Annotated in this window: 19 protein-coding genes; 3 read left to right on the top strand and 16 right to left on the bottom strand. The window is 71.9% G+C overall.

Annotation, left to right across the window (positions count from 1 at the left end; translation table 11 throughout):
* Nucleotides 1–101: 101 nt before the first annotated feature.
* A complete protein-coding gene (locus ABZ371_RS10940) occupies nt 102–1808 on the bottom strand; it encodes a glycerol-3-phosphate dehydrogenase/oxidase (RefSeq protein WP_358676593.1) in 1707 nt (568 codons plus the stop codon).
* A gap of 277 nt (nt 1809–2085) precedes the next feature.
* On the opposite strand from ABZ371_RS10940, the gene ABZ371_RS10935 reads away from it, so the two are divergent.
* Both ABZ371_RS10935 and ABZ371_RS10930 read left to right on the top strand, forming a co-directional pair.
* Nucleotides 2086–3348, top strand: coding sequence for a nucleotide sugar dehydrogenase (locus ABZ371_RS10935; protein ID WP_358676590.1), 1263 nt, complete (start codon nt 2086–2088; stop codon nt 3346–3348).
* A 121-nt stretch (nt 3349–3469) separates the two neighbouring features.
* The gene (locus tag ABZ371_RS10930) at nt 3470–4066 is read left to right on the top strand and encodes a hypothetical protein (RefSeq protein WP_358676588.1); all 597 of its coding nucleotides are present in this window, start codon (nt 3470–3472) and stop codon (nt 4064–4066) included.
* A gap of 67 nt (nt 4067–4133) precedes the next feature.
* On the opposite strand, the gene ABZ371_RS10925 is transcribed toward ABZ371_RS10930, so the two are convergent.
* The 4 genes from ABZ371_RS10925 to ABZ371_RS10910 form a co-directional block, all read right to left on the bottom strand.
* Nucleotides 4134–5258, bottom strand: a complete 1125-nt coding sequence (locus ABZ371_RS10925; RefSeq protein ID WP_358676585.1) for a GuaB3 family IMP dehydrogenase-related protein — start codon at nt 5256–5258, stop codon at nt 4134–4136.
* A gap of 101 nt (nt 5259–5359) precedes the next feature.
* Nucleotides 5360–6862, bottom strand: a complete 1503-nt coding sequence (gene guaB / locus ABZ371_RS10920) for an IMP dehydrogenase (RefSeq protein WP_358676582.1) — start codon at nt 6860–6862, stop codon at nt 5360–5362.
* Nucleotides 6863–6998: 136 nt separating this feature from the next.
* A complete protein-coding gene (locus tag ABZ371_RS10915; RefSeq protein WP_056796454.1) occupies nt 6999–7574 on the bottom strand; it encodes a sigma-70 family RNA polymerase sigma factor in 576 nt (191 codons plus the stop codon).
* A gap of 298 nt (nt 7575–7872) precedes the next feature.
* A complete protein-coding gene (locus tag ABZ371_RS10910; RefSeq protein WP_003948568.1) occupies nt 7873–8484 on the bottom strand; it encodes a response regulator transcription factor in 612 nt (203 codons plus the stop codon).
* Nucleotides 8485–8914: 430 nt separating this feature from the next.
* Between ABZ371_RS10910 and ABZ371_RS10905 the strand changes: the two genes are divergently transcribed.
* The gene (locus ABZ371_RS10905; RefSeq protein ID WP_358676578.1) at nt 8915–9274 is read left to right on the top strand and encodes a WhiB family transcriptional regulator; all 360 of its coding nucleotides are present in this window, start codon (nt 8915–8917) and stop codon (nt 9272–9274) included.
* On the opposite strand, the gene ABZ371_RS10900 is transcribed toward ABZ371_RS10905, so the two are convergent.
* From ABZ371_RS10900 to ABZ371_RS10850, 11 genes are all read right to left on the bottom strand, one after another.
* Nucleotides 9174–10838 carry a proline--tRNA ligase gene (locus ABZ371_RS10900; RefSeq protein ID WP_358676575.1) on the bottom strand — a complete coding sequence of 555 codons (1665 nt, stop codon included), beginning with the start codon at nt 10836–10838 and terminating at the stop codon, nt 9174–9176. The genes ABZ371_RS10905 and ABZ371_RS10900 overlap by 101 nt on opposite strands.
* Before the next feature lie 74 nt (nt 10839–10912).
* Nucleotides 10913–11485, bottom strand: a complete 573-nt coding sequence (locus ABZ371_RS10895; RefSeq protein WP_358676572.1) for a GNAT family N-acetyltransferase — start codon at nt 11483–11485, stop codon at nt 10913–10915.
* 29 nt (nt 11486–11514) lie between these two features.
* Nucleotides 11515–12360 carry a GNAT family N-acetyltransferase gene (locus tag ABZ371_RS10890; RefSeq protein ID WP_358676569.1) on the bottom strand — a complete coding sequence of 282 codons (846 nt, stop codon included), beginning with the start codon at nt 12358–12360 and terminating at the stop codon, nt 11515–11517.
* Nucleotides 12361–12517: 157 nt separating this feature from the next.
* A complete protein-coding gene (gene ispG / locus ABZ371_RS10885) occupies nt 12518–13675 on the bottom strand; it encodes a flavodoxin-dependent (E)-4-hydroxy-3-methylbut-2-enyl-diphosphate synthase (RefSeq protein ID WP_129265737.1) in 1158 nt (385 codons plus the stop codon).
* A 191-nt stretch (nt 13676–13866) separates the two neighbouring features.
* On the bottom strand, nt 13867–15177 hold the full coding sequence (locus ABZ371_RS10880; protein ID WP_358676565.1) for a site-2 protease family protein: 1311 nt from the start codon (nt 15175–15177) through the stop codon (nt 13867–13869).
* Nucleotides 15174–16427, bottom strand: a complete 1254-nt coding sequence (gene dxr / locus ABZ371_RS10875; protein ID WP_358676562.1) for a 1-deoxy-D-xylulose-5-phosphate reductoisomerase — start codon at nt 16425–16427, stop codon at nt 15174–15176. Before dxr ends, ABZ371_RS10880 begins: the two co-directional genes overlap by 4 nt.
* Nucleotides 16428–16551: 124 nt before the next feature.
* On the bottom strand, nt 16552–17196 hold the full coding sequence (locus tag ABZ371_RS10870; protein ID WP_358676559.1) for a hypothetical protein: 645 nt from the start codon (nt 17194–17196) through the stop codon (nt 16552–16554).
* A gap of 55 nt (nt 17197–17251) precedes the next feature.
* The gene (gene aroA, locus ABZ371_RS10865) at nt 17252–18490 is read right to left on the bottom strand and encodes a 3-phosphoshikimate 1-carboxyvinyltransferase (protein ID WP_358676556.1); all 1239 of its coding nucleotides are present in this window, start codon (nt 18488–18490) and stop codon (nt 17252–17254) included.
* 78 nt (nt 18491–18568) lie between these two features.
* On the bottom strand, nt 18569–20515 hold the full coding sequence (locus tag ABZ371_RS10860; RefSeq protein ID WP_358676553.1) for an acyl-CoA dehydrogenase family protein: 1947 nt from the start codon (nt 20513–20515) through the stop codon (nt 18569–18571).
* Between the two features lie 184 nt (nt 20516–20699).
* Nucleotides 20700–22145, bottom strand: coding sequence for an aldehyde dehydrogenase family protein (locus ABZ371_RS10855; RefSeq protein ID WP_358676550.1), 1446 nt, complete (start codon nt 22143–22145; stop codon nt 20700–20702).
* A 160-nt stretch (nt 22146–22305) separates the two neighbouring features.
* Nucleotides 22306–23892, bottom strand: a complete 1587-nt coding sequence (locus ABZ371_RS10850) for a PucR family transcriptional regulator ligand-binding domain-containing protein (RefSeq protein WP_358676547.1) — start codon at nt 23890–23892, stop codon at nt 22306–22308.
* Nucleotides 23893–24087 lie beyond the last annotated feature (195 nt).

The following is a 24087-nucleotide window of genomic DNA, read 5'->3' as shown; positions in this document are numbered from 1 at the left end:
CCCGGTGCCGGCCGGTCGAGCGGAGGCGGGGCTGCCGGCCGGGCGGCCGACCGGCCGGGGACGGGGCGGGCGCGGGCCGGCCGACGCGCGCCGGGCAGACGTCAGAGCGGCACGATGTCCGGCGCCCCCAGCCGCGCCGCGTCGGCCGTGAGGTCGTCCGGCTGCCGCTGCGACTCACGCTCCGCCTCGACACGCTTGCAGTAGTGCTCGACCTCCCGCTCGACCTGGTCCGTGTCCCAGCCCAGCACCGCCGCCATCAGATCGGCGCACTCCCGCGCACACCGCGTGCCCCGGTCGAACGTCTCTATGGAGATGCGGGTGCGCCGTGTCAGTACGTCGTCGAGGTGACGGGCCCCCTCGTGCGAGGCGGCGTACACGACCTCGGCGCGCAGGTAGTCCTCCGCACCGGTGAGCGGGTCGCCCAGCGAGGCGTCGTCCTCGACGAGGCCCAGCAGCTCCTCGGCCATCGAGCCGTACCGGTTGAGCAGGTGCTCCACCCGGGCGACGTGCAGCCCGGTCCGGGCGGCGATCCTGGCACGGGAGTTCCACAGGGCCCGGTATCCCTCGGCGCCCAGCAGCGGGATGTCCTCCGTGACACAGTCGGCCACTCGGGTGTCCAGCCCGTGCACGGCCTCGTCCACGGCGTCCTTCGCCATCACCCGGTAGGTCGTGTACTTGCCGCCGGCGACGACGACGAGCCCCGGGACCGGATGGGCCACCGTGTGTTCGCGCGAGAGCTTGCTCGTGGCGTCCGACTCGCCGGCCAGCAGCGGCCGCAGCCCCGCGTAGACGCCTTCCACGTCATCCCTCGTCAACGGGGTGTTCAGCACCGCGTTGACGTGTTCGAGCAGGTAGTCGATGTCGGCGCTGGACGCGGCCGGGTGTGCCTTGTCCAGGTCCCAGTCGGTGTCCGTCGTGCCGATGATCCAGTGCCGACCCCACGGGATCACGAAGAGGACGGACTTCTCGGTGCGCAGGATCAAGCCCGTCGAGGAGTGGATGCGGTCCTTGGGGACGACGAGGTGGATGCCCTTCGACGCCCGGACGTGGAACTGGCCGCGCTCCCCGATCAGCGCCTGGGTGTCGTCGGTCCACACTCCGGTCGCGTTGACGACCTGCTTGGCCCTGACCTCGTACTCCCCGCCCCCTTCGACATCCCTCACACGGGCGCCGACGACCCGCTCGCCCTCCCGCAGGAATCCCACGACGCGCGCCCTGTTCGCCACGTGCGCGCCGTAGCCCGCCGCCGTGCGCACGAGTGCCGCCACATAGCGGGCGTCGTCCATCTGGGCGTCGTAGTACTGCAACGCTCCGACCAGCGCGTCCTTCTTCAGGGCCGGTGCGACCCGCAGGGCACGGCGCCGGGAGAGGTGCCGGTGCACGGGCAGCCCGCGGCCGTGGCCGGAGGAGACGGACATCGCGTCGTACAGAGCGACGCCGGAGCCCGCGTACAGCCGCTCCCACCCCTTGTGCTGCAAGGGGTAGAGGAACGGGACGGGCTTCACCAGGTGCGGGGCCAGCCGCTCCAGGAGCAGTCCGCGCTCCTTCAGCGCCTCCCGCACGAGCGCGAAGTCCAGCATCTCGAGGTAGCGCAGCCCCCCGTGGATCAGCTTGCTGGACCTGCTGGAGGTCCCGGACGCCCAGTCGCGCGCTTCGACCAGGCCGGTCGAAAGTCCTCTGGTGGCCGCGTCCAGCACCGTGCCGGCGCCGACCACGCCCGCCCCGACGACCAGAATGTCCAGTTCGCGCTCGGCCATGGCGGCCAGCGCCCCGGCGCGCTCGGCGGGTCCCAGTGTCGCTGTCCTCACTGCTGCCTCCCGGTACTCCTCGTGGATCGGGGTGCTACGGCGCGGTCACGGGGCCGGCCGCGAAGCCGGGCACCCGGGCCCACCACTCGATTCTGTCCGGGGTCCACGACTTCAGCCACCGCCTGTGGACAACACCCGGTCGACGAGGGACACAGAATGCGACATATAGGTCATATTTACGCCTATTCTGACATAGCGCTGTCCACAGCGGTTGCGCTTTCTGTCTTGCCGGTCATGGAGACCGGCGAAAGGCCCCCAGGGAAGGACGGCCCTCGACATGCCCGCAGACCTCGCTGTCATCGGACTCGGTCACCTCGGCCTGCCCCTGGCCCAAGCGGCCGTCGGCGCCGGCATCGACACCGTCGGGTACGACACCGATCCACGCCCCCACGCCGAGCTCTCGGCAGGTCGTACACCGGTCGAGGGATGCCTCAGCGCCCCGGAGATCCGCCGGATGCTCGCCGGCGGCTTCCGGCCGACGGCCGACCCGGCCGAACTGGGCCGGGTCCGGACCGCCGCGATCTGCGCCCCCACCCCGCTCGGGCCGGACCGCACGCTGGACCTCCGCGCCGTGACCGATGCGGCCCGGGCACTCGCCGCGCGGCTACGCCCGCACACCACCGTCCTGCTGGAGTCCGCCGTGCCGCCCGGCACCACCGAGAACGTCGTACGGCCGCTCCTGGAGGAGGGGTCCGGGCTGCGGGCCGGGCGCGACTTCCACCTCGCCCACTCCCCCGGGCGCCTGGACCCCGGCAACCGCCTCCACGTCTACGCCAACACCCCCAAGGTCATCGGCGGCCTCACCCCCGCGTGCACCGAGTCCGCCGCCGCCTTCTACGGCCGCCTCACCGACAAGGTCGTCCGGGCCAAGGGACCGCGCGAGGCCGAGATGACGAAGGTCCTGGAGACCAACTTCCGGCACGTCAACATCGCCCTCGTCAACGAGATGGCGGTGCTCTGCCACGACCTCGGCGTCGACCTCTGGGACGTCATCAGATGTGCCGAGACCAAGCCGTTCGGCTTCCAGCCGTTCCGCCCCGGCCCCGGCGTCGGCGGCCACGCCGCCCCCGTCGACCCCGGCTACTTCCCGTACAACAGCCGCACCCCGGGCCACCCGTTGCGCATGGTCTCGCTGGCCAAGGAGATCAACGACCGGATGCCGAGCTACGTGATCCAGCGCTGTGCCACCCTGCTGAACGAGCACGGCAAATCCCTCCGGGGTGCGCGGGTGCTGCTCCTGGGCGTCACCTACAAGCCGGACCTCGCCGACCAGGAGGCCTCACCCGCCCGGGACGTCGCGACCCGGCTGCTGGACATGGGCGCACAGATCGGTTACCACGACCCGCACGTCCTGGACTGGCGCGTCCGCGAACAACCGGTCCCGCGCGCCGACTCGCTCTACGAGGCGGCCGCCGCGGCCGACCTGACGGTGCTGCTCCAGCACCACCGCACGTACGACCTCCAGGGCCTCGCCGTGAAGGCCCAACTCCTCCTGGACACACGGGGAGCGACCCCGGCCGGGGCCGCCCACCGGCTGTAGGGAAACGGCCGGGACCGACGCCCCCACGGATTCCGGTAGGCCCTGTCGGCGGGTACTGCTAGCCTGCGGCGTCACTTCTCGCACAGCCGTGCGCATCACCGTCCCAGGGGGAAGAATCACCATGAGCCAGCCCGTCCAGCCGCCGAACCCGCCCCAGCAGCCCTACGGCGGCGGGCAGCCCACCGACGGGAACCCGTACGCCGCCCAGCAGCCCGGCAACCCGTACGCGGGCCAGCAGCCCGGCGCGCCGACGGGCAACCCGTTCGCCGGCCAGCAGCCCGGCGGCGGCATGCCCTTCGCCCCCGCGGCACCCGTCCGGGACAACCTGGGCCTCGGCCTCCTGGCCGCCGTCGTCGCGGCCCTGGTCGCGGCCGGCGTGTACGGAGGCATCATCGGCGCCACCGAGCACCAGATCGGTTACGCGGCCGTGGGTGTCGGCTTCCTGGTCGGCTTCGCGGCGGGCAAGGTCGGCGGCCGCAACCCGGCACTGCCGGTCATCGGGGCGGCCCTCTCCCTGGTCAGCGTCTACGGCGGCCAGCTGCTCGGCGAGGCGATCATCGCCACCGAACACGCCCCGGTCACGGTCACGGAGATATTCTTCGACCACTTCGGCCTGCTGAACGAGGCGTGGAAGGCCGACACCAACGTGATCAGCGTCCTCTTCTTCGCGTTCGCGGCGGCCGCGGCCTTCTCCGCCGCGAAGAAGGCATCCAGCTGAGCACGGCCGCCGGACACGCGGAAGGGCCCGGACGACGGTCCGGGCCCTTCCGTGTACGCGGGTGGCGTCAGCGGCTGTGCTGCGAGTCCGCCACCGTCACCTCGACGCGCTGGAACTCCTTGAGGTCGCTGTAACCCGTGGTGGCCATCGCCCGGCGCAGCGCGCCGAAGATGTTCATCGAGCCGTCGGGCGTGTGCGAGGGGCCGGTGAGGACCTCCTCCGTCGTGCCGACGGAACCGAGGTCGACCAGCTTGCCGCGCGGCACGTCCTCGTGGACGGCCTCCATGCCCCAGTGGCGGCCCCGGCCGGGGGCGTCCGTGGCACGGGCCAGCGGCGAGCCCATCATCACGGCGTCCGCACCGCACGCGATGGCCTTCGGCAGGTCACCGGACCAGCCCACGCCGCCGTCCGCGATGACGTGGACGTAGCGGCCACCGGACTCGTCCATGTAGTCCCGGCGCGCACCGGCCACGTCGGCGACGGCGGTCGCCATCGGGACCTGGATGCCGAAGACGTTGCGCGTGGTGTGCGCCGCTCCGCCGCCGAAGCCGACGAGGACGCCGGCCGCGCCGGTGCGCATCAGGTGCAGGGCGGCGGTGTACGTGGCGCAGCCGCCGACGATCACCGGCACGTCCAGCTCGTAGATGAACTGCTTGAGGTTGAGCGGCTCCGCGGCACCGGAGACGTGCTCCGCGGACACCGTCGTACCCCGGATGACGAAGATGTCCACGCCGGCGTCGACGACGGCCTTGGAGAACTGCGCGGTGCGCTGCGGCGAGAGCGCGGCGGCGGTGACGACGCCGGAGTCCCGGACCTCCTTGATGCGCCGGCCGATCAGCTCCTCCTGGATGGGGGCGGAGTAGATCTCCTGGAGGCGCGGGGTCGCGGTCTCGACGGGCATCTCGGCGATCTCGTCGAGGAGGGCCTGCGGGTCCTCGTGCCGGGTCCACAGCCCTTCGAGGTTGAGGACGCCGAGGCCGCCCAGCTCACCGATGCGGATGGCGGTCTGCGGGGAGACCACCGAGTCCATGGGAGCGGCCAGGAACGGCAGCTCGAAGCGGTAGGCGTCGATCTGCCAGGCGATCGAGACCTCCTTCGGGTCACGGGTACGCCGGCTCGGCACGACAGCGATGTCGTCGAACGCGTATGCACGCCGGCCGCGCTTGCCGCGCCCGATCTCGATCTCAGTCACGATGGTGTGGCCTTTCCTCTACGTCTGCGCTGACCAGTATCCCCGACACACGCGTGAGGGGCGGCCCCGGGAACCCCGGTCCGCCCCTCACCGCTGTCGTGTTACTTCCTGCTGTAGTTCGGGGCTTCGACCGTCATCTGGATGTCGTGCGGGTGGCTCTCCTTGAGTCCCGCCGAGGTGATCCGGACGAAGCGGCCCTTGCTCTCCATCTCGTCGACGGACGCCGCGCCGACGTAGCCCATGGTCTGGCGGAGGCCGCCGACCAGCTGGTGGAGGACGTTGGCCAGCGGGCCGCGGTAGGGCACCTGGCCTTCGATGCCCTCGGGCACGAGCTTGTCGTCGGAGGACACCTCGGCCTGGAAGTAGCGGTCCTTGGAGTACGACCGCCCCTGCCCACGGGACTGCATGGCGCCCAGCGAACCCATGCCGCGGTACGACTTGAACTGCTTGCCGTTGATGAACATCAGCTCACCCGGGGACTCCTCGCACCCGGCGAGCAGGCTGCCCAGCATCACGCTGTCCGCCCCGGCGGCGAGCGCCTTGCCGATGTCACCGGAGTACTGGAGGCCGCCGTCACCGATCACGGGGACGCCGGCGGCACGTGCGGCGAGCGCCGCCTCGTAGATCGCGGTGACCTGCGGGACGCCGATGCCGGCGACCACGCGGGTGGTGCAGATCGAGCCGGGCCCGACACCGACCTTCACACCGTCGACACCGGCGTCGATCAGCGCCTGGGCGCCGTCGCGGGTGGCGACGTTGCCGCCGATGACGTCGATGCCGACGCTCGACTTGATCTTGGCCATCCAGTCGAGGGCGTTGCTGTTGTGTCCGTGCGAGGTGTCGACGATCAGGAAGTCGACCCCCGCGGAGGCCAGCGCCTGCGCCCGGTCCAGCGCCTCGGGGCTGGCACCGACGGCCGCGCCGACCAGCAGGCGGCCCTCGGCGTCCTTCGCGGCGTGCGGGTACTGCTCGGCCTTCTTGAAGTCCTTGACCGTGATGAGGCCCTTGAGGATGCCGGAGTCGTCGACCAGCGGCAGCTTCTCGATCTTGTGACGGCGCAGCAGCTCCATGGCCTCCACGCCGGAGATCCCGACCCGGCCGGTGACGAGCGGCATCGGCGTCATGACCTCGCGCACCTGGCGCGCCCGGTCCGACTCGAACGCCATGTCGCGGTTGGTCACGATGCCGAGGAGCTTGCCCGCGGCGTCGGTGACCGGCACACCGCTGATGCGGAACTTGGCGCAGAGCGCGTCCGCCTCCCCGAGCGTGGCGTCGGGGTTGACGGTGATCGGGTCGGTCACCATCCCCGACTCGGACCGCTTGACCAGGTCGACCTGGTTCACCTGGTCCTCGATCGAGAGGTTGCGGTGCAGCACTCCGACGCCGCCCTGGCGGGCCATGGCGATGGCCATCCGCGCCTCGGTCACCTTGTCCATGGCCGCGGAGAGCAGGGGGATGTTCACCCGTACGTTGCGCGAGATGAGGGACGAGGTGTCGACCGCGTTGGGCAGCACCTCGGACGCGCCCGGCAGCAGCAGCACGTCGTCGTATGTCAGCCCGAGCCGCGCGAATTTCTCGGGCACTCCGTCGACGTTTGCAGTCATGACACCTTCCCCAAATGGCCTTGATCGGTGCGGATGTCCATGCTAACGGGCTCGCGGGGTGTCTCATTCCACGATCAAGATCACCCGGTGGTTTCGTGGCTTCCCACAGAACCGTGCGGGCGCCCCTGAGCCGCCCCTACTGCCCCGCGAGGGCGCGCAGTCTGCTCAGGGCGCGGTGCTGGGCGACCCGTACGGCTCCCGGCGACATCCCCAGCATCTGCCCGGTCTCCTCCGCGGTCAGTCCGACCGCGACCCGCAGGACCAGCAGCTCGCGCTGGTTCTCCGGAAGGTTGGCGAGAAGCTTCTTGGCCCAGGCCGCGTCGCTGCTGAGCAGCGCGCGCTCCTCCGGGCCCAGCGAGTCGTCGGGCCGCTCCGGCATCTCGTCGGAGGGCACGGCGGTCGACCCGGGGTGCCGCATCGCGGCGCGCTGGAGGTCGGCGACCTTGTGGCCGGCGATGGCGAAGACGAAGGCCTCGAAGGGCCTGCCGGTGTCCTTGTACCGGGGCAGCGCCATCAGCACCGCGACGCAGACCTCCTGCGCCAGGTCCTCCACGAAGTGACGGGCATCACCGGGCAGCCTGTTCAGCCGGGACCGGCAGTACCGCAGGGCCAGGGGGTGGACGTGGGCCAGCAGGTCATGGGTGGCCTGCGCGTCGCCGTCGACAGCACGGTGCACCAGAGCGCCGATCACCGTCGTCTCGTCGTCACGCATCGGACCATGGTGCCCTGGTGCCGTCTCATCCGTGGCATCGCGTCCCGAGTTGTGCACCGAAGCGTTATGAGCGGGCGTGCGGGTCTCATGAGCGGGTGCGCCGGATGTCATGCCCTGCGCCCTCCCCTTCCGCTCGACCGAATCGTTCCCGAGGAACTCCACACCTCAAGGATGCGGCATCGGCCGGGAAGCGTCACACAGCGCTGGTGGGGAGGGCCCGGCCGCAGGTCCGCCGCCACCGCCGCCCCGTCCGCCGGTGCGCGGACGGGAACGTACGGCTACCGGGCGCGCCGGTCCGTCAGCGGACCAGGCCCCAGCGGAAGCCGAGTGCCACGGCGTGCGCGCGGTCCGAGGCCCCGAGCTTCTTGAACAGACGCCGGGCGTGCGTCTTCACCGTGTCCTCCGAGAGGAAGAGCTCGCGCCCGATCTCGGCGTTGGAGCGGCCGTGGCTCATGCCCTCGAGTACCTGGATCTCCCGAGCGGTGAGCGTCGGGGCCGCGCCCATCTCGGCCGACCGCAGCCGGCGCGGGGCGAGCCGCCACGTCGGATCGGCGAGCGCCTGGGTCACCGTGGCCCGCAGCTCGGCGCGCGAGGCGTCCTTGTGCAGGTATCCGCGGGCGCCGGCGGCGACGGCGAGCGCCACGCCGTCCAGGTCCTCGGCGACGGTCAGCATGATGATCCGGGCCCCGGGATCGGCCGAGAGCAGTCGCCGGACCGTCTCCACACCTCCCAGGCCGGGCATGCGTACGTCCATCAGAATCAGATCCGAACGGTCGGCTCCCCAGCGGCGGAGGACTTCCTCGCCGTTGGCCGCCGTCGTCACCCGCTCGACGCCGGGCACGGTCGCAACCGCGCGGCGCAGCGCTTCTCGGGCGAGCGGGGAGTCGTCGCAGACGAGGACGGATGTCATGACCGTCCTCCGCAGCTGATGCGCGTCACCTTGAGCCTCCAGGCTGGTACAAGTCGTCACCTGTGCGGTCGACCCCCTCGGACATCTGCCCGAGCTCGTTCTCCGTCAACCGCTTCCCCCTCATCAACGACGGTCACTCGAAAGAGTTACGGGCCGAAGCGCCTGGTTCGGCACTCTAAGTGAGGGGCCGCACACGGGCGGGAGCGACGCGGGATTCCTGGGCCCGCACCGGCCTTTCACCCGTAGGCATGCCCCATTTAGAGGGTTTTCTTCGCTTTCACTGGAGTCTGTGGCTAGATTCCTGATCAGTCATATTTACATCTACTAACACCGGAGATGTACGGTCGGGATTCAGGTCACCGACGGACACGACGGTCACGACGGCCGAGAGCGCCGATTCCGGCACAGCAAGGTTTCGAGGGGACACGCAATGGCAGATTTCTCCCGCCTTCCCGGACCCAACGCGGATCTGTGGGACTGGCAGCTGCTGGCCGCCTGCCGCGGGGTCGACAGCTCGCTCTTCTTCCACCCGGAGGGTGAGCGCGGAGCGGCCCGGAGCGCCCGCGAGACCTCGGCCAAGGAGGTCTGCATGCGGTGCCCGGTGCGCGCCGAGTGCGCCGCGCACGCCCTCGCGGTACGTGAGCCCTACGGCGTGTGGGGCGGCCTGACCGAGGACGAGCGCGAGGAGCTCATGGGCCGCGCCCGCACTCGCCCGTGCGGCGGTCCTTCAGCTCCAGGACGCCCTCGGCGGAGCGGCGGCCCGCGACGAGGATCTTCGGGATACCGATGAGCTCCGCGTCGGTGAACTTCACACCGGGCGAGACGCCGGCCCGGTCGTCGACCATCACCCGGACGCCGGCGGCGTTCAGCTTCCCGGCCACGTCGAGGGCCAGTTCCGTCTGGAGGGCCTTGCCCGCGGCGACGACGTGGACGTCGGCCGGGGCGACCTCACGGGGCCAGCACAGGCCCTGCTCGTCGGCGGTCTGCTCGGCGAGCGCGGCCACGGCGCGCGAGACGCCGATGCCGTAGGAGCCCATCGTGACGCGGACGGGCTTGCCCTGCTGGCCGAGGACGTCGAGGGAGAAGATGTCGGCGTACTTGCGGCCGAGCTGGAAGATGTGGCCGATCTCGATGGCGCGGTCCACCTGGAGGCCGGTGCCGCACTCGGGGCAGGGGTCGCCCGCCTCGACGACGACGACGTCGAGGTAGTCGTCGACCTCGAAGTCCCGGCCCGCGACGACGTTCCTCGCGTGCTTGCCCTCCTTGTTGGCGCCCGTGATCCAGGCGGTGCCCGCGGCGACACGGGGGTCCGCGATGTAGCGGACCTTCTCCAGGCCCTGCGGTCCGACGTAACCGCGCACCAGGTCGGGCCGGCCCACGAAGTCCTCGGCGGTGACGAGCTCAACGACGGCGGGGGCGAGGTGCTCGCCGAGCTTGCCGAGGTCGACCTCGCGGTCGCCGGGCACACCCACGGCCACGATCTCGCCGTCGACCTTGACCAGGAGGTTCTTCAGGGTGGCGGAGGCCGGGACGCCGAGGTGGGCGGCGAGGGTCTCGATGGTGGGCGTGTCCGGGGTGTCGAGCTCCTCGACGGCGCCGGTGTCCGAGGCGTCGGCGGCGGTGGCCTTGTAGGTGACGGCTTCGGTGTTGGCGGCGTAGTCGCAGTTCGGGCAGTCGACGAAGGTGTCCTCGCCGGCGGGCGCCGGCGCCAGGAACTCCTCGGAGGCCGAGCCGCCCATGGCTCCGGAGACGGCGGAGACGATGCGGTGGTCGAGGCCGAGGCGCTCGAAGATCCGGATGTAGGCGGCGCGGTGGAGCCGGTAGGCCTCGACGAGGCCCTCGTCCGTGGTGTCGAAGGAGTACGAGTCCTTCATCTGGAACTCACGGCCGCGCAGCACACCGGCGCGGGGGCGCGCCTCGTCGCGGTACTTCGTCTGGATCTGGTAGAGGATCACGGGCAGGTCCTTGTAGGACGAGCACATGTCCTTGACGACCTGGGTGAAGACCTCCTCGTGGGTGGGACCGAGGAGGTAGTCGCTGCCCTTGCGGTCCTGGAGCCTGAACAGCAGGTCCCCGTACTCGTCGTACCGGCCGCTCGCCTCGTACGCCTCCTTGGGCAGGAGCGCGGGCAGCAGCACCTCCTGGCCGCCGATGGCGTCCATCTCCTCGCGGACGACGCGGGTGACGTTCTCCAGCACCTTCTTGCCGAGCGGCAGCCAGGTCCAGATGCCGGCCGCGGTGCGACGTACGTAACCGGCCCGGACGAGGAGCTTGTGGTTGAGCGTCTCGGCGTCCGCCGGGTCGTCGCGCAGTGTCTTGATCATCAATCGGGACATGCGCTGGACCTGGGCCATGATGAACTCCTGCTCGCAAGGGTGGTGCGCCCGAGGTTAGCCGGGCGCCCCGTGCGGGCGGAAATCCATAAGCCTCAGCGGCGGAGCGGAAGGGGCGCGCCCATCACCGCGTACGGCTTCGGAGCGCCGGGGAAGACCACCTGGCGGGCCAGGTCCCGGTAGCCCAGTGCCCGGTAGAGACCGCGGGCGGGGCTGTCGGTGTCGATGGCGGACAGGATGGACCGGGGCAGGTCGACGGCGTCCGTGATGGTGGTGATCAGGCTGCGCCCGATGCCGCGCTGCTGGAACTCCGGATGCACGTGGAGTTCGGTGATCACGAAGGAGGCGTCGAGCCAGTCCTGGGAGCCGGTGGCGCGCAGGTACGGTTCGACGACGGTGGACCACCAGTGCGCGCGGTCGTTGGGGAGCCCGTAGACGAACCCGACGAGCCGCCCGGCCGCGGTGGTCGCGCCGAGGGCGCGGGCCTGCGGGTGGTCGAGGTGTCTGAGGACGATGTGGCGGCGCACGTCGATCTCGTCCTGGGAGAGGCCGAAGGCGTGTGCCTGTACGTCCAGCGCCTCGTCGACACGGGCGGCGAGGTCGAGCGGTCCGACCAGGATGCCGGGGGCCCCGGAGCCCCTGGGGGATGCGGGGGTTGCTGCTGCCATGCCGGAACCCTACTGGCCGCGTCCTGCGGTCAGAACAGCACACTCATGAACGCACCGGTCTCCCGGAAGCCGACACGGCTGTAGGCCCTGCGCGCCGCGGTGTTGTAGTCGTTCACGTAGAGGCTGACGATCGGCGCCACATCGGCCAGCGCGTAGCGCAGGACGGCAGCCATACCGGTCTCGGAGAGACCGCGCCCCCGGTGTTCGGGGGCGACCCACACGCCCTGGATCTGGCAGGCTCGGGAGGTGGCCGCACCGACCTCCGCCTTGAAGACGACCTTCCCGTCCTCGATGCGGGCGAAGGAGCGTCCGGAGCTGATCAGCTCGGCGACGCGCGCCTGGTAGAGGAGACCGCCGTCGCCGGCCAGCGGGGAGATGCCGACCTCCTCGGTGAACATGGCGACGCAGGCCGGCATGAGGACGTCCATCTCCTCCTTGCGGACACGGCGTACGAGGGGATCGGGCGCCACCTCGGCGGAGGGGGCCTCGGCGACCATGAGCGGCTGGTTGGGCCGGACCTCGCGGGCGGGGCCCCAGCTCGGTTCGAGCAGGCGCCACAACTGCGCGGTGGGGCCTGCGGGGCCGACGATGGAGGAGCAGCGGCGGCCGGCCCGCCGGGCCCGGTCGGCGAATCCCCTGACGGCTTCCGGGGTGGCGCAGATGGGGACCAGGTTGGCGCCCGAGTAGCAGAGCGACGTCAGCCGGCCGTCGGCGTACCAGCCCCACATCTCACCGCCCAGACGCCAGGGGTCGAGGCCCGCGATCCGTACGCGGGACGTCACGAACGCGTTGTCCACGGGTTCGCTCTCGAGGATGGCGAGCGCGGCGGGGAGCTCGCCCGGATCGAGGACCCGGGTAGTGGTCTGCGTCAACACTCAGGGGCCTCACCATACGGTCTGCTGATTTCCGCACTGTACCGAACAAGGCTGCGGACCGCCGCCCGCGAGGGGGAACCGGCCCCGGACACGGCTGTGCCCCGCGGGGCCCCCTGAATCCGCCCGGGGTCCCGCGGGGCACGAAGGCGTGCGGGCGTCAGCCCGCGATGGAGACCTGGGGCTCGCCGGAGGCGATGCCGTCCTTCTCCATCTGCTCGGCGATCTTCATGGCCTCCTCGATGAGGGTCTCCACGATCTTCGACTCCGGGACGGTCTTGATGACCTCGCCCTTCACGAAGATCTGGCCCTTGCCGTTGCCGGACGCGACCCCGAGGTCAGCTTCACGGGCCTCGCCGGGACCGTTGACCACACAGCCCATGACGGCGACCCGCAGCGGGACCTCCATGCCTTCGAGACCCGCGCTCACCTGGTCCGCCAGCTTGTACACGTCCACCTGCGCCCGGCCGCACGACGGGCACGAGACGATCTCCAGACGCCGCTGCTTGAGGTTCAGCGCCTCCAGGATCTGCAGGCCGACCTTGACCTCCTCGGCCGGGGGGGCCGACAGCGAGACCCGGATCGTGTCACCGATGCCCTCGGACAGCAGAGCGCCGAACGCCACCGCCGACTTGATCGTCCCCTGGAACGCGGGGCCCGCCTCCGTGACACCGAGGTGCAGGGGGTAGTCCGACTGCGCGGCCAGCTGCCGGTAGGCGTTCACCATGACGACCGGGTCGTTGTGCTTGACCGAGATCTTGATGTCCCGGAACCCGTGCTCCTCGAACAGCGATGCCTCCCACAGCGCCGACTCCACGAGGGCTTCCGGGGTGGCCTTGCCGTACTTCTTCAGCAGCCGCGCGTCCAGCGAGCCGGCGTTCACGCCGATGCGGATCGGCGTCCCGGCGTCGCCGGCCGCCTTCGCGATCTCCTTGACCTTGTCGTCGAACTGCTTGATGTTCCCCGGGTTGACCCGCACCGCCGCACACCCCGCGTCGATCGCGGCGAAGACGTACTTCGGCTGGAAATGGATGTCCGCGATCACCGGGATCTGTGACTTCCTCGCGATCGTCGCCAGCGCGTCCGCGTCGTCCTGCGTCGGGCAGGCCACGCGCACGATCTGGCAGCCCGAGGCCGTCAGCTCGGCGATCTGCTGCAGCGTCGCACCGATGTCCGACGTGCGCGTCGTCGTCATCGACTGGACCGACACCGGCGCGTCCCCGCCGACCGCCACCGATCCGACCTGGATCTGACGGCTGACCCGTCGGTCGGCGAGCTTGGTCGGAACGGCCGGCATTCCGAGAGAAATCGCAGTCATGCGCTGAGCATCCCCAAGGTGTGGATCGGTGTGGATCGAGGTCCCGAGAACGGCGGACTCCAGGCTTCGAGGTTACGGCACCGGAGGAAAACCGGGCGCACCCCGTCGGCGAAACCCCCCGTCCGGGGGCGGCCGGAACACCACCCGGGTGACCGGCCGCGCCTCGTGGGGCACACGGGGCCCGTGGGACCTCAGGTGATCTTCACCGGGTTCACGATGTCGGCGACCAGGACGAGCAGGGTGAAGCAGATGAAGACGCCTGCGACGACGTAGGCGACCGGCATCAGCTTGGCCACGTCGAACGGGCCGGGGTCGGGGCGGCGGAAGACCCGGGCCACGTTGCGGCGCAGGGATTCCCAGAGCGCGCCCGCGATGTGCCCGCCGTCCAGGGGCAGCAGCGGCAGCATGTTGAAGAGGAAGAGCGAGAGGTTGAAGCCGGCCAGCAGGAACAGCATCATCGCGATCTGGTTCTGCGCGGGCACGTCGAGGTTCATCACCTCGCCGCCGATCCGGGCCGCGCCGACCACACCGACCGGCGAGTCCTCCGCGCGCTCGCCGTCGCCGAACGCCGCGTTCCACAGGTCGGGGATCTTGGAGGGCAGGGCGATGATCGAGTCGACGCCGTTCTCGATCATGTCGCCCATGCGGACGACCGAGTCGCCGAAGGACAGCGGCAGGATCTCGGTCCTGGCCGCGAAGCCCAGGTATCCGGCCTCGACGAACTCACCCGGCACGACCTCGCCGTCGGCGTTCTTCTTGGCGACGGCGTTCTTCTCGAGCACGGCGTTCAGGGTCTGTTCCCGGCCGTCGCGCCGCACGGTGATGGTGGCGGGGCCGACCGTCTCCCGGATCCTGTCCGACAGGGTGGCCCAGTCGTCGATCCCCTGCCCGTCGAAGGCGACGATCGTGTCGCCCTCCTGGAGCCCCGCCGCCTTGGCGGGCGACACGGGGTCGGACGCCTTGCAGACGTCGCGGTCCTCGCTCTGGTCGATCACACACTGCTGGACGCCCGCGACCTCGGTGGTCTGGGTCTGGAAACCGAAGGTCATCGCCACGCCCATGAAGATCGCGACGGCCAGCACCAGGTTCATGAACGGCCCGGCGAACATCACGATCACGCGCTTCCACGGCTTGCGCGTGTAGAACAGGCGCGACTCGTCGCCCGGCCGGAGCTCCTCGAAGGCGGCCGACCTGGCGTCCTCGATCATGCCCCGCCACGGCGAGGTGGAGCGCGCCTCCAGCCTGCCGTCCGGGCCGGGCGGGAACATCCCGATCATGCGGATGTAGCCGCCCGCCGGGATGGCCTTGATGCCGTACTCGGTGTCGCCCTTCCTCCGCGACCAGACGGTCGGGCCGAAGCCCACCATGTACTGCGGGACCCGGATGCCGAAGAGCTTGGCGGTCGAGAGGTGACCGAGCTCGTGCCAGGCGATCGAGAACAGCAGACCCACGGCGAAGATGGCGATCCCCAGGACCGTCATCAGGATCGTCGTCGTACTCATGCGTGCGCCTCCGCTGTCGCTTGCGCCGAGAGCTCCCGGGCCCGGGAGCGGGCCCAGGTCTCCGCCTCGAGGACGTCCGCGACGCTCAGTGGGGTTCCCGTGGCGGGGGTGCCGTGTTCGGCCACCACTGCGGTGACCGTATCCATGATTCCGTTGAAGGGCAGCCGTCCGGACAGAAACGCCTCCACGCACTCCTCGTTGGCCGCGTTGAAGACCGCCGGCGCGGTGCCGCCCAGCGCGCCGACGTGGCGGGCCAGCCCGACGGAGGGGAACGCCTCGGTGTCCAGCGGGAAGAACTCCCAGCTGGAGGCCGTCGTCCAGTCGAAGGCGGGGGCCGCGTCCGGGACCCGCTCGGGCCAGCCCAGGCCGATCGCGATGGGGCCCCGCATGTCGGGCGGTGTCGCCTGGGCGAGGGTGGACCCGTCGGTGAACTCCACCATCGAGTGAACGTACGACTGGGGGTGGACGACGACCTCGATGCGGTCGAACGGGATGTCGTAGAGGAGGTGCGCCTCGATGACCTCCAGGCCCTTGTTGACGAGCGTCGCGGAGTTGACCGTGATGACCGGGCCCATGGCCCAGGTCGGGTGCGCCAGCGCCTGCTCGCGGGTCACGTCGGCCAGCTCCCTCCTGGTCCGTCCGCGGAACGGGCCGCCGGACGCCGTGACGACCAGTTTGCGCACGTCGGCGCGGTTGCCCGCGGCGAGCGCCTGGAAGAGCGCGGCGTGCTCGGAGTCGACCGGGATGATCTGTCCCGGGGCGGCCAGGGCCTTCACCAGCGGGCCGCCGACGATCAGCGACTCCTTGTTGGCGAGCGCGAGCGTGCGGCCCGCCTTCAGCGCGGCGAGCGTCGGGGCGAGCCCGATCGAGCCGGTGATCCCGTTCAGCACGGTGTGGCAGTCGCTCGCGGCGAGCTCGGCGGCGGCGTCGGGACCGGCCAGCACGGTCGGGAGCGTCTCACCCGCTCCGTAGGTCTCGCGCAGGGCCTCGCGCAGGGCCGGCGCCTTGCCGGCGTCGGCGACCGCGACCGTGGCCACCCGCAGGCGGCGGGCCTGCTCGGCGAGGAGGGCGACCCGGCCGCCCGCGGCGGAGAGCGCGGTGACGCGGAAGCGGTCGGGGTTGCGCAGCACCAGGTCGATGGCCTGGGTGCCGATGGACCCGGTGGAGCCGAGGATCACCAGATCCCGGCGGCCGGCCGCGGCGTCGAAGACGAGATGCGGGTCGGCGAGGGGTGCGGGGCTGTCGCTCATGCCCACCATTGTCGCCGCATCCACCGGGTGCCAGGACAGGGCGTCCCCGTCGGCGCGTACCCCGGACCGGGGCACGCGGGCCCGGTCCCGGGGGCGGCCGCCGGCATCGGGGGCCGGATACGCCTCACTTCTCCATGGGGTGGGCGCACAGCTGTTCGTACTCGGCGCTGTAGTCGATGTGCAGCAGCCAGTCCCTGCCCCAGCACCGCTCGGGGGCCGAGACCCAGAACTCCGCGTCCGCGGAACTGCAACCGACCACCTCCAGGTCCTGCTCGGGCCACTCGGCGTCGTTGCGGCCGCAGTCACCCGCGGTGAAGGCGGCCCGCTCCGCCGGGAAGAGCTGCGGGCCCAGCTTCGGGACCACGACCGCGCCGAGGACGACGAGCAGGGCCACCATGATCGACAGGGCGGGCGGCCGCAGGAGCACGGGGCGGCCCGGCGCGAGCGGGGGCCGCGGATGGCCCAGCGGGTGCGGCAGGGCGCGTATCCGCGCGCGGGCACCGAGGTTCATCACGAGGGTGACCGGGGCGGCGAACACGGACAGCAGGCCCCACCACCCCTGCCAGAGGGTGTCCGAGGTCATCCCGCGGTAGGTGGCGGTGCCGCAGGTCCGGCAGAACGCCCCCTCCTCCGTGAGGAAGCGCAGGGTGACGACGAGCCCGCGATGGCCGCGCACGACGGCGTGCACGGCGGGGACCGCGCCGCAGATCTGGCAGGTGAGGGGCGCGCCGTAGCCGTGGGTGAAGGGCGGCGGGGAGGGTGTGACCACGAGTTCTCCCGGGGGCGACCGGAGACGACCGGAGACGGAGGGGGGCCGGGAAACCCTACCGGGCGCCGCCGGCCGCGAAGCGTGCGAACTCCTCGTGGAAGCCGGGGAACGTCTTGCGCACGCAGCCGGGGTCGTCGTAGGTCGTTCCCCGCGTGCGCAGTCCCGCGACCGCGAAGGACATGACGATGCGGTGGTCGCCGTGCGTCGCGATCTCGACGGGGCGCGGAGTGCCGGGGTGGATCTCGATCCAGTCGGGTCCGGTGCGCACGGTGATACCCATGTTCCGCAGGTTCCCGGCGCATGCCTCCAGGCGGTCGCACTCCTTCACCCGGGTGTTGGCGACGTCCTCGATCCGCACCGGTGACGAGGCGAACGGCGCTATCGCGGCCAGGGTGGGCATCGTGTCGGAGATGTCGCGCATGTTGACCGTCAGGCCCGAGAGCCGGCCGGTGGACCGCACGGTGGTGGCCTCCGCCGTGGTGGTGACCTCGGCCCCCATGCGGCGCAGCACGTCGGTGAAGCGCAGGTCGCCCTGGAGGGCGCCGGTGCCGAGGCCGGGGACGGTGACCTCGCGGCCGGTGAGGGCGGCCGCCGCGAAGAAGTACGAGGCCGTGGACGCGTCGGGCTCCACCGCGTACGTGGTGGCGCGGTAGCCGGTGGGCGGGACGGTGAAGGTGTTCCCCTCCCGCACCACCTCCACGCCGAAGTCGCGCATCATCGCCAGGGTGATCTCGACGTACGGCGCCGAGACCAGCTCCGTGACGTCGATCCGGAGGCCCTCGGCGGTGAGCGGCCCCAGCATGAGCAGCGCGGTGAGGTACTGGGACGACTCCCCCGCGTCCAGGGTGAGTTCGCCGCCCTTCACCCCGGACGCCTCGATGCGCAGCGGGTGGTGTCCCTCGGCTCCCTCGTGGCGCAGGTCGACCCCGAGGGCGCGCAGGGCCCGGGTGAGCGGGGCGAGGGGGCGGCGGCGCATCTGCGCGGAGGCGTCGAAGCGGTAGCTGCCGGTGGCCGCGGCGGCGGCCAGCGTCGGCAGGAAGCGTGCGGTGGTGGCCCCGTCGCGGCAGTGCACCTCGGCCTCCCGGACGGCGGGCCCGGCGGGGCGCCCCTCGATGTGCCAGCGGTCCGGCTCCCGTGTCACCGGGTAGCCGAGGCGGGTCAGGCCTTCGGTGAACCCTTCGGTGTCGTCCGAGCGCAGGGGGCGCAGGAGTGTGGTGGTGCCGTCCGCCGCGGCGGCCAGGAAGAGGGCGCGGGCGGTGACGGACTTGGAGCCGGGGACGTGGATGACGGTCACGGGCGTCCATCCTGCCGTGCGGCGGGCGCGCCTGCGGGGCGCGTCCAGGCAGTGGACGCGCCCCGCGTGGGCGCCGGTTCAGCGGATGGGGCGGTGGACGTTCTCCCCGGCGGCCGGGCCCGGGGTGGCGTCGGCGATCCACGGGCCGTCGCCGCTGGGGTCGAGGACGCCCTCCTCGAGCCAGGCGTAGGTGCCGGACAGGACCCCGTCCACCACGCGCCGGTCGATGTCGTCGGTGTTTGACCACAGCCGGGTGAAGAGTTCCTCGACACGGATGCGGGCCTGCCGGCAGAAGACGTCGGCGAGCTGGTAGGCCTCGCGGCCGTGGTCGTCGCCCGCGCGCAGGTGCTCGGCGCGGACGCACGCGGCGCTCATGGCGAAGAGTTCGGCGCCGATGTCGACGATCCGCCCGAGGAAGCCCTGCTTGGTCTCCATGCGGCCCTGCCACCGGGACATGGCGTAGAAGGTGGAGCGGGCGAGCTTGCGGGCCGAGCGTTCGACGTACCGCAGGTGGGCGGAGAGGTCGGGGTGCCCGGGGATGCGGAACTCGCCGTAGGAGCTGGGGAGATGCCCAGGTCCGCTGACCAGCTTCGGGAGCCAGCGGGCGTAGAACCCCGCGGCGTTGGCCCCCGCCCTCGCCTTGTCCGACAGCGGCTTGTCGGGGTCGATGATGTCACCGGCGACCTTGAGGTGGGCGTCGACGGCCTCCCGGGCGATCAGCAGGTGCATGATCTCCGTGGAGCCCTCGAAGATCCGGTTGATCCTCATGTCGCGGAGCATCTGCTCGGCGGGGACGGCGCGTTCGCCGCGGGCCGCGAGCGAGGCGGCGGTCTCGAAGCCGCGCCCGCCGCGGATCTGGACCAGCTCGTCGGAGATCAGCCAGCCCATCTCGGAGCCGTACAGCTTGGCGAGGGCCGCCTCGATGCGGATGTCGTTGCGGTTCTCGTCGGCCATCTGCGAGGAGAGGTCGACGACCGCCTCCAGGGCGAAGGTGGTGGCGGCGATGAAGGAGATCTTCGCCCCGACCGCCTCGTGCCTGGCGACCGCCCTGCCCCACTGCTCGCGTACGGCCGACCACTCACGCGCGATCTTCAGGGACCACTTGCCGACGCCCACGCACATCGCGGGCAGGGAGAGGCGTCCGGTGTTGAGCGTGGTGAGGGCGATCTTGAGGCCCGCTCCCTCGGGGCCGATCCGGTTGGCCGCGGGGACCCGTACCCGGTGGAAGCGGGTGACGCCGTTCTCGATGCCGCGCAGGCCCATGAAGGCGTTGCGGTGCTCCACGGTGATGCCCGGGGAGTCCGCCTCGACGACGAAGGCGGTGATGCCGCCCTTGTGGCCGTCGGACGCGGGGACCCGGGCCATGACGACGAGCAGGTCGGCGACGACGCCGTTGGTCGTCCAGAGCTTCACACCGTCCAGGACGTAGTCGTCGCCTTCCGGGACGGCCGTGGTCGCGAGCCGCGCCGGGTCGGAGCCGACGTCCGGCTCGGTGAGGAGGAAGGCGGAGATGTCCGTGCGGGCCAGGCGGGGCAGGAAGGCGTCCTTCTGCTCCTGGGTGCCGAACATCTTCAGCGGCTGCGGTACGCCGATGGACTGGTGGGCGGAGAGCAGCGCGCCGATCGAGGGGCTCGCGGAACCGGCCAGCGCCAGCGCCTTGTTGTAGTAGACCTGGGTCAGTCCCAGGCCTCCGTACCTGGTCTCGATCTTCATGCCGAGCGCGCCGAGCTCCTTGAGCCCGTTGATCACCTCGTCGGGGATCCTGGCCTCGCGCTCGATGAGGGCGCCGTCGACGTGGGCCTCGCAGAAGTCGCGCAGCCGGGCGAGGAAGGCCTCGCCGCGCCGCACGTCGTCGGCCGCGGGCGTGGGATGCGGGTGGATCAGGTCGAGCCGGAAGCGTCCGAGGAAGAGTTCCTTGGCGAAGCTCGGCTTGCGCCAGTCCTGTTCGCGGGCGGCCTCGGCCACCTGCCGTGCTTCGCGTTCGGTGACTTTGGGGGCCTGGGGGGTGTCGGATGGGGCGGACATGAGGAGCTCACCTCGCCGCGAGTCGGGATATGGGTCGGGCCGTACGCGTGCCGATCGGTTCCACCTGTCCGTATCTACCCGATCCGCGCCACCCCCACCACCCTGCGGGCGGCACCCCGCGGCGTACGGAAACGGCCGGAGCCCCCGCACAGCGGGCTCCGGCCGTTCCGTACCCGGGCGGGGCCTACAGGGCCAGGCCGGTGAGGACCAGCACCCGCTCGTAGGTGTAGTCGTCCATCGCGTAGCGCACGCCCTCGCGGCCCACGCCGGACTGCTTGGCGCCGCCGTAGGGCATCTGGTCGGCGCGGTAGGAGGGGACGTCGCCGATGACCACGCCGCCGACCTCCAGGGCGCGGTGTGCGCGGAACGCGGTCCGCAGGTCGTGGGTGAAGACGCCCGCCTGCAGGCCGTACGGGGAGTCGTTGACGGCGGCGAACGCCTCGGCCTCGCCGTCGGTCCGCTGCACGTACATGACCGGGCCGAAGACCTCCTCGCAGGCGATCTTCGTGGTGGCGGGGAGGCCGGCGAGGACGGTAGGGGCGTAGGTGGCGCCGTCGCGCCGACCGCCGGTCAGCAGCTCCGCCCCGGCCGCGACGGCCTCGTCGACCCAGGACTCGACACGGCGGGCGGCGTCCTCGCTGACCAGCGGGCCGACGTCGGTGGCCGCGTCGGAGGGGTCACCCGTCACCAGGGCCTCGACGGCCGCGACGATCTTCGGCACGAGCCGGTCGTACACGGAGGTGTCGGCGATGACGCGCTGCACCGAGATGCAGGACTGGCCGCCCTGGTAGTTGGAGAAGGTCGCGATGCGGCCGGCGGCGTGGTCCAGGTCCTCCTCGGAGGACCAGTCGCCGAGCACGACGGCCGCGCCGTTGCCGCCCAGCTCCAGGGTGCAGTGCTTGCGCGGGACCGACTCCATGATCGAGTAACCGACCGGTCCCGAGCCGGTGAAGGAGATCACCGGCAGCCGCTCGTCGCGGACGAGGGCGGGCATCTTGTCGTTCGGGACCGTCAGTACGGACCAGGAGCCGGCCGGGAGGTCGGTCTCGGCCAGGAGCTCACCGAGGATCAGGGCCGACAGCGGGGTGGCCGGTGCCGGCTTGAGGATGATCGGGGCGCCGACGGCGATGGCCGGTGCGACCTTGTGCGCGCTGAGGTTGAGCGGGAAGTTGAAGGGCGCGATGCCGAGGACGGGGCCGCGCGGGAAGCGCCGGGTCAGCCCGAGGCGGCCGGTGCCGCCGGCGTCCGTGTCGAGCCGCTGGGCGTCCCCGCCGTTGAAGCGGCGGGCCTCCTCGGCGGCGAACCGGAAGACGGAGACGGCGCGGCCGACCTCGCCGCGGGCCCACTTGATCGGCTTGCCGTTCTCGGCGGAGATCAGCCGGGCGATCTCCTCGGTGCGCTCTCCGAGGCGGCGCACGACGTGGTCGAGGGCGGCGGCGCGCACGTGCGCCGGGGTGGCGGCGAACTCCTCGCGCACCGCGTACGCGGCGGCGACGGCCTCCTCGACCTGGGCGTCGGTCGGCACGGAGACCGTGCCGACGAGACGGCCGTCCCAGGAGTTGGTGACGTCGAAGCTGTCCTCGCCGGTGGCCTGGCGGCCGGCGAGCCAGAAGGCGTGGGTGGAGGTCATGGCGGTTCCGGCCCTTCGGGATGGTGAACGAGCGTGATGATCGAGGATCGCGCGGGAGCCCTCGGGCCCCACGGTAGGGGGACGCGCCACTGATGACGTTTGTCCGGTGTGGAGCGGACGCCGGCCGCGACGCGCCGCTTTGTAGGGGGTGCGGTCCCCGTTACGGCTTCGCCGACGCCGCCGCCGTCGTCTTGAGGGCCAGCCAGAGCTCCATGCGCACGTCCGGATCGTCCAGCGAACGGCCCAGGATCTCCTCCACCCGCCGCATCCGGTAACGCAGCGTGTGGCGGTGCACGCCCAGATCGGCCGCGGCGGCGTCCCACTGGCCGTGGCGGGAGAGCCAGGCGCGCAGGGAGGCGACCAGGTCACCGCGGCCCTTCGCGTCGTGCTCGCTCAGGGGTCGCAGGACGCCGTCGGCGAAGGCCCGTACGGCGTCGTCGGCCAGGAGCGGCAGGAGGGAGCCCGCGGCCAGTTCCTCGTGCTCCACCAGGGTCCGCCCGCGGCGGCGGGCCACCGAGAGGGCCTGTTCGGCCTGCTTGTACGCGGCGGAGACGGCGACCGGGCCGGCGGGCGCGGACAGGCCGACGGCCACGGCGCCGTCCTCCGCACCGGGTTCGCGCGCCGGGCGGGCGTCCTGCGCCCGGGCGTAGGCCGCGCAGGCCTCGACGGCCGCACCGCCGTCCGCGGCCAGGACGACGACCCGGTCGCCCTCGGGGACCGTCAGGAGGGCCTCTCCGGCTCTGGCGGCGGCGGCTTCCATCGTCTCGGCGAGCAGGTGGGGAGCGGAGGGGGCCGACGGGGCGGGTGTCTCGGCGATCAGGAGGCGGAAGGGCGCGTCGAGAAGACCGCCGTACAGGTCCCCGGCGACGGCCCGGGCGTGGTCCGGCTGCCCGGCCAGCAGCATCCGCAGGATCGCGGCGCCCAGACGCTGCTCCGCCCCCTGGAGCGAGCGGGAGCGGGCCGTGGTGAGGGTCAGCAGGGCGACCGCCGAGTGCACGGCGTACCGCTCGGCGGTGCCCGGGGCCGACCCGGTGCCGACGGCGAGCGCGCCGCGGATCCGGTGGCCGGTGCCCAGCGACTGGATCTCGACCCGGTCGGTGTCCTCGGCGGTGCCGACGACGACACTGGCCGGGGCGGGGCGGTCCCGCAGGCGCTCCACGTCCGGCGTCAGGCGGGCGGCGCGGCGGGCGGCCCAGTCGGGCGCGGCGGCCACGACGGCACCCGAGGTGTCGTAGAGCGCGGCCCAGCCGTCGACGTGGGCGGCGAGCCGGGCGAGCAGTCCGGCGGGGCCGTCCCCCGCCAGCGCGGCCCGGGTCAGGTCCCGCTGCGCCTCGAAGCCGGCGGTGACCGCGCGGTACTGGTCGGCGGCGATCGCAGCGGACACGGCCTTGCTGATCGCGAGGAAAGGTGTGCGCCGGGGGACTTCGAGCAGCGGCAGCCCCGCCTCCTCGGCCGCGTCGACGAGGGCGGCGGGGACGTCCTCGTACGTGACGCCCACGGCGAAGCCGATCCCGGCGACCTTGGCGCCGGTCAGCCGCCGCACGTACCGGCGCATCGCCTCGGGGTCCTCGGCGTCCAGGTTGGTCGCGGTGACGAGCAGCAGTTCGCCTCCGTCCATGTACGGGACCGGGTCGGCGAGCTCGCTGGCGTGGGCCCAGCGCACCGGCGTACCGAGGCTCCCGGCCCCCGCCCGGACGGTGAGTCTGAGTGCGGAGTGCTGGACGAGGGAGGCGAGGGTGAGGGGCATGGGACCGCCGGAACTCTGGGAGTCGACTGCGCCGTCCCGTACAGACGGCCACCCTCGATTCTGCCAGGGCGGCAGGGTGGCCGTGACCGGCGCCGACCGGTCGCGGGCAGGTCCCCGACGATCGAACAGCTCAGCAGCGCCGTGGCGCCGGAGTCCCAGCCCAGCAGCATCCCGGTGTTGAGGTCGACGCCCTCC

The sequence above is a fragment of the Streptomyces sp. NPDC005899 genome (assembly GCF_040629645.1).
Classification (GTDB): Bacteria; Actinomycetota; Actinomycetes; order Streptomycetales; family Streptomycetaceae; genus Streptomyces.
Note: the sequence above shows the minus strand (reverse complement) of the source record. Positions and strands in the feature narration are given on the sequence as shown.

Bases quoted from the DNA above. Each gene is read 5' to 3' on its own strand.
- ABZ371_RS10900 (WP_358676575.1), bottom strand. From the start codon at position 10,838: ATGGCCCAGGTCCAGCGCATGTCCCGATTGATGATCAAGACACTGCGC.
- ABZ371_RS10860 (WP_358676553.1), bottom strand. From the start codon at position 20,515: ATGTCCGCCCCATCCGACACCCCCCAGGCCCCCAAAGTCACCGAACGC.
- ABZ371_RS10915 (WP_056796454.1), bottom strand. From the start codon at position 7,574: ATGCGTGACGACGAGACGACGGTGATCGGCGCTCTGGTGCACCGTGCT.
- ABZ371_RS10850 (WP_358676547.1), bottom strand. From the start codon at position 23,892: ATGCCCCTCACCCTCGCCTCCCTCGTCCAGCACTCCGCACTCAGACTC.
- ABZ371_RS10930 (WP_358676588.1), top strand. From the start codon at position 3,470: ATGAGCCAGCCCGTCCAGCCGCCGAACCCGCCCCAGCAGCCCTACGGC.
- ABZ371_RS10855 (WP_358676550.1), bottom strand. From the start codon at position 22,145: ATGACCTCCACCCACGCCTTCTGGCTCGCCGGCCGCCAGGCCACCGGC.
- ispG (WP_129265737.1), bottom strand. From the start codon at position 13,675: ATGACTGCGATTTCTCTCGGAATGCCGGCCGTTCCGACCAAGCTCGCC.
- ABZ371_RS10895 (WP_358676572.1), bottom strand. From the start codon at position 11,485: ATGGCAGCAGCAACCCCCGCATCCCCCAGGGGCTCCGGGGCCCCCGGC.
- ABZ371_RS10910 (WP_003948568.1), bottom strand. From the start codon at position 8,484: ATGACATCCGTCCTCGTCTGCGACGACTCCCCGCTCGCCCGAGAAGCG.
- ABZ371_RS10935 (WP_358676590.1), top strand. From the start codon at position 2,086: ATGCCCGCAGACCTCGCTGTCATCGGACTCGGTCACCTCGGCCTGCCC.
- ABZ371_RS10880 (WP_358676565.1), bottom strand. From the start codon at position 15,177: ATGAGTACGACGACGATCCTGATGACGGTCCTGGGGATCGCCATCTTC.
- dxr (WP_358676562.1), bottom strand. From the start codon at position 16,427: ATGAGCGACAGCCCCGCACCCCTCGCCGACCCGCATCTCGTCTTCGAC.
- ABZ371_RS10905 (WP_358676578.1), top strand. From the start codon at position 8,915: ATGGCAGATTTCTCCCGCCTTCCCGGACCCAACGCGGATCTGTGGGAC.
- guaB (WP_358676582.1), bottom strand. From the start codon at position 6,862: ATGACTGCAAACGTCGACGGAGTGCCCGAGAAATTCGCGCGGCTCGGG.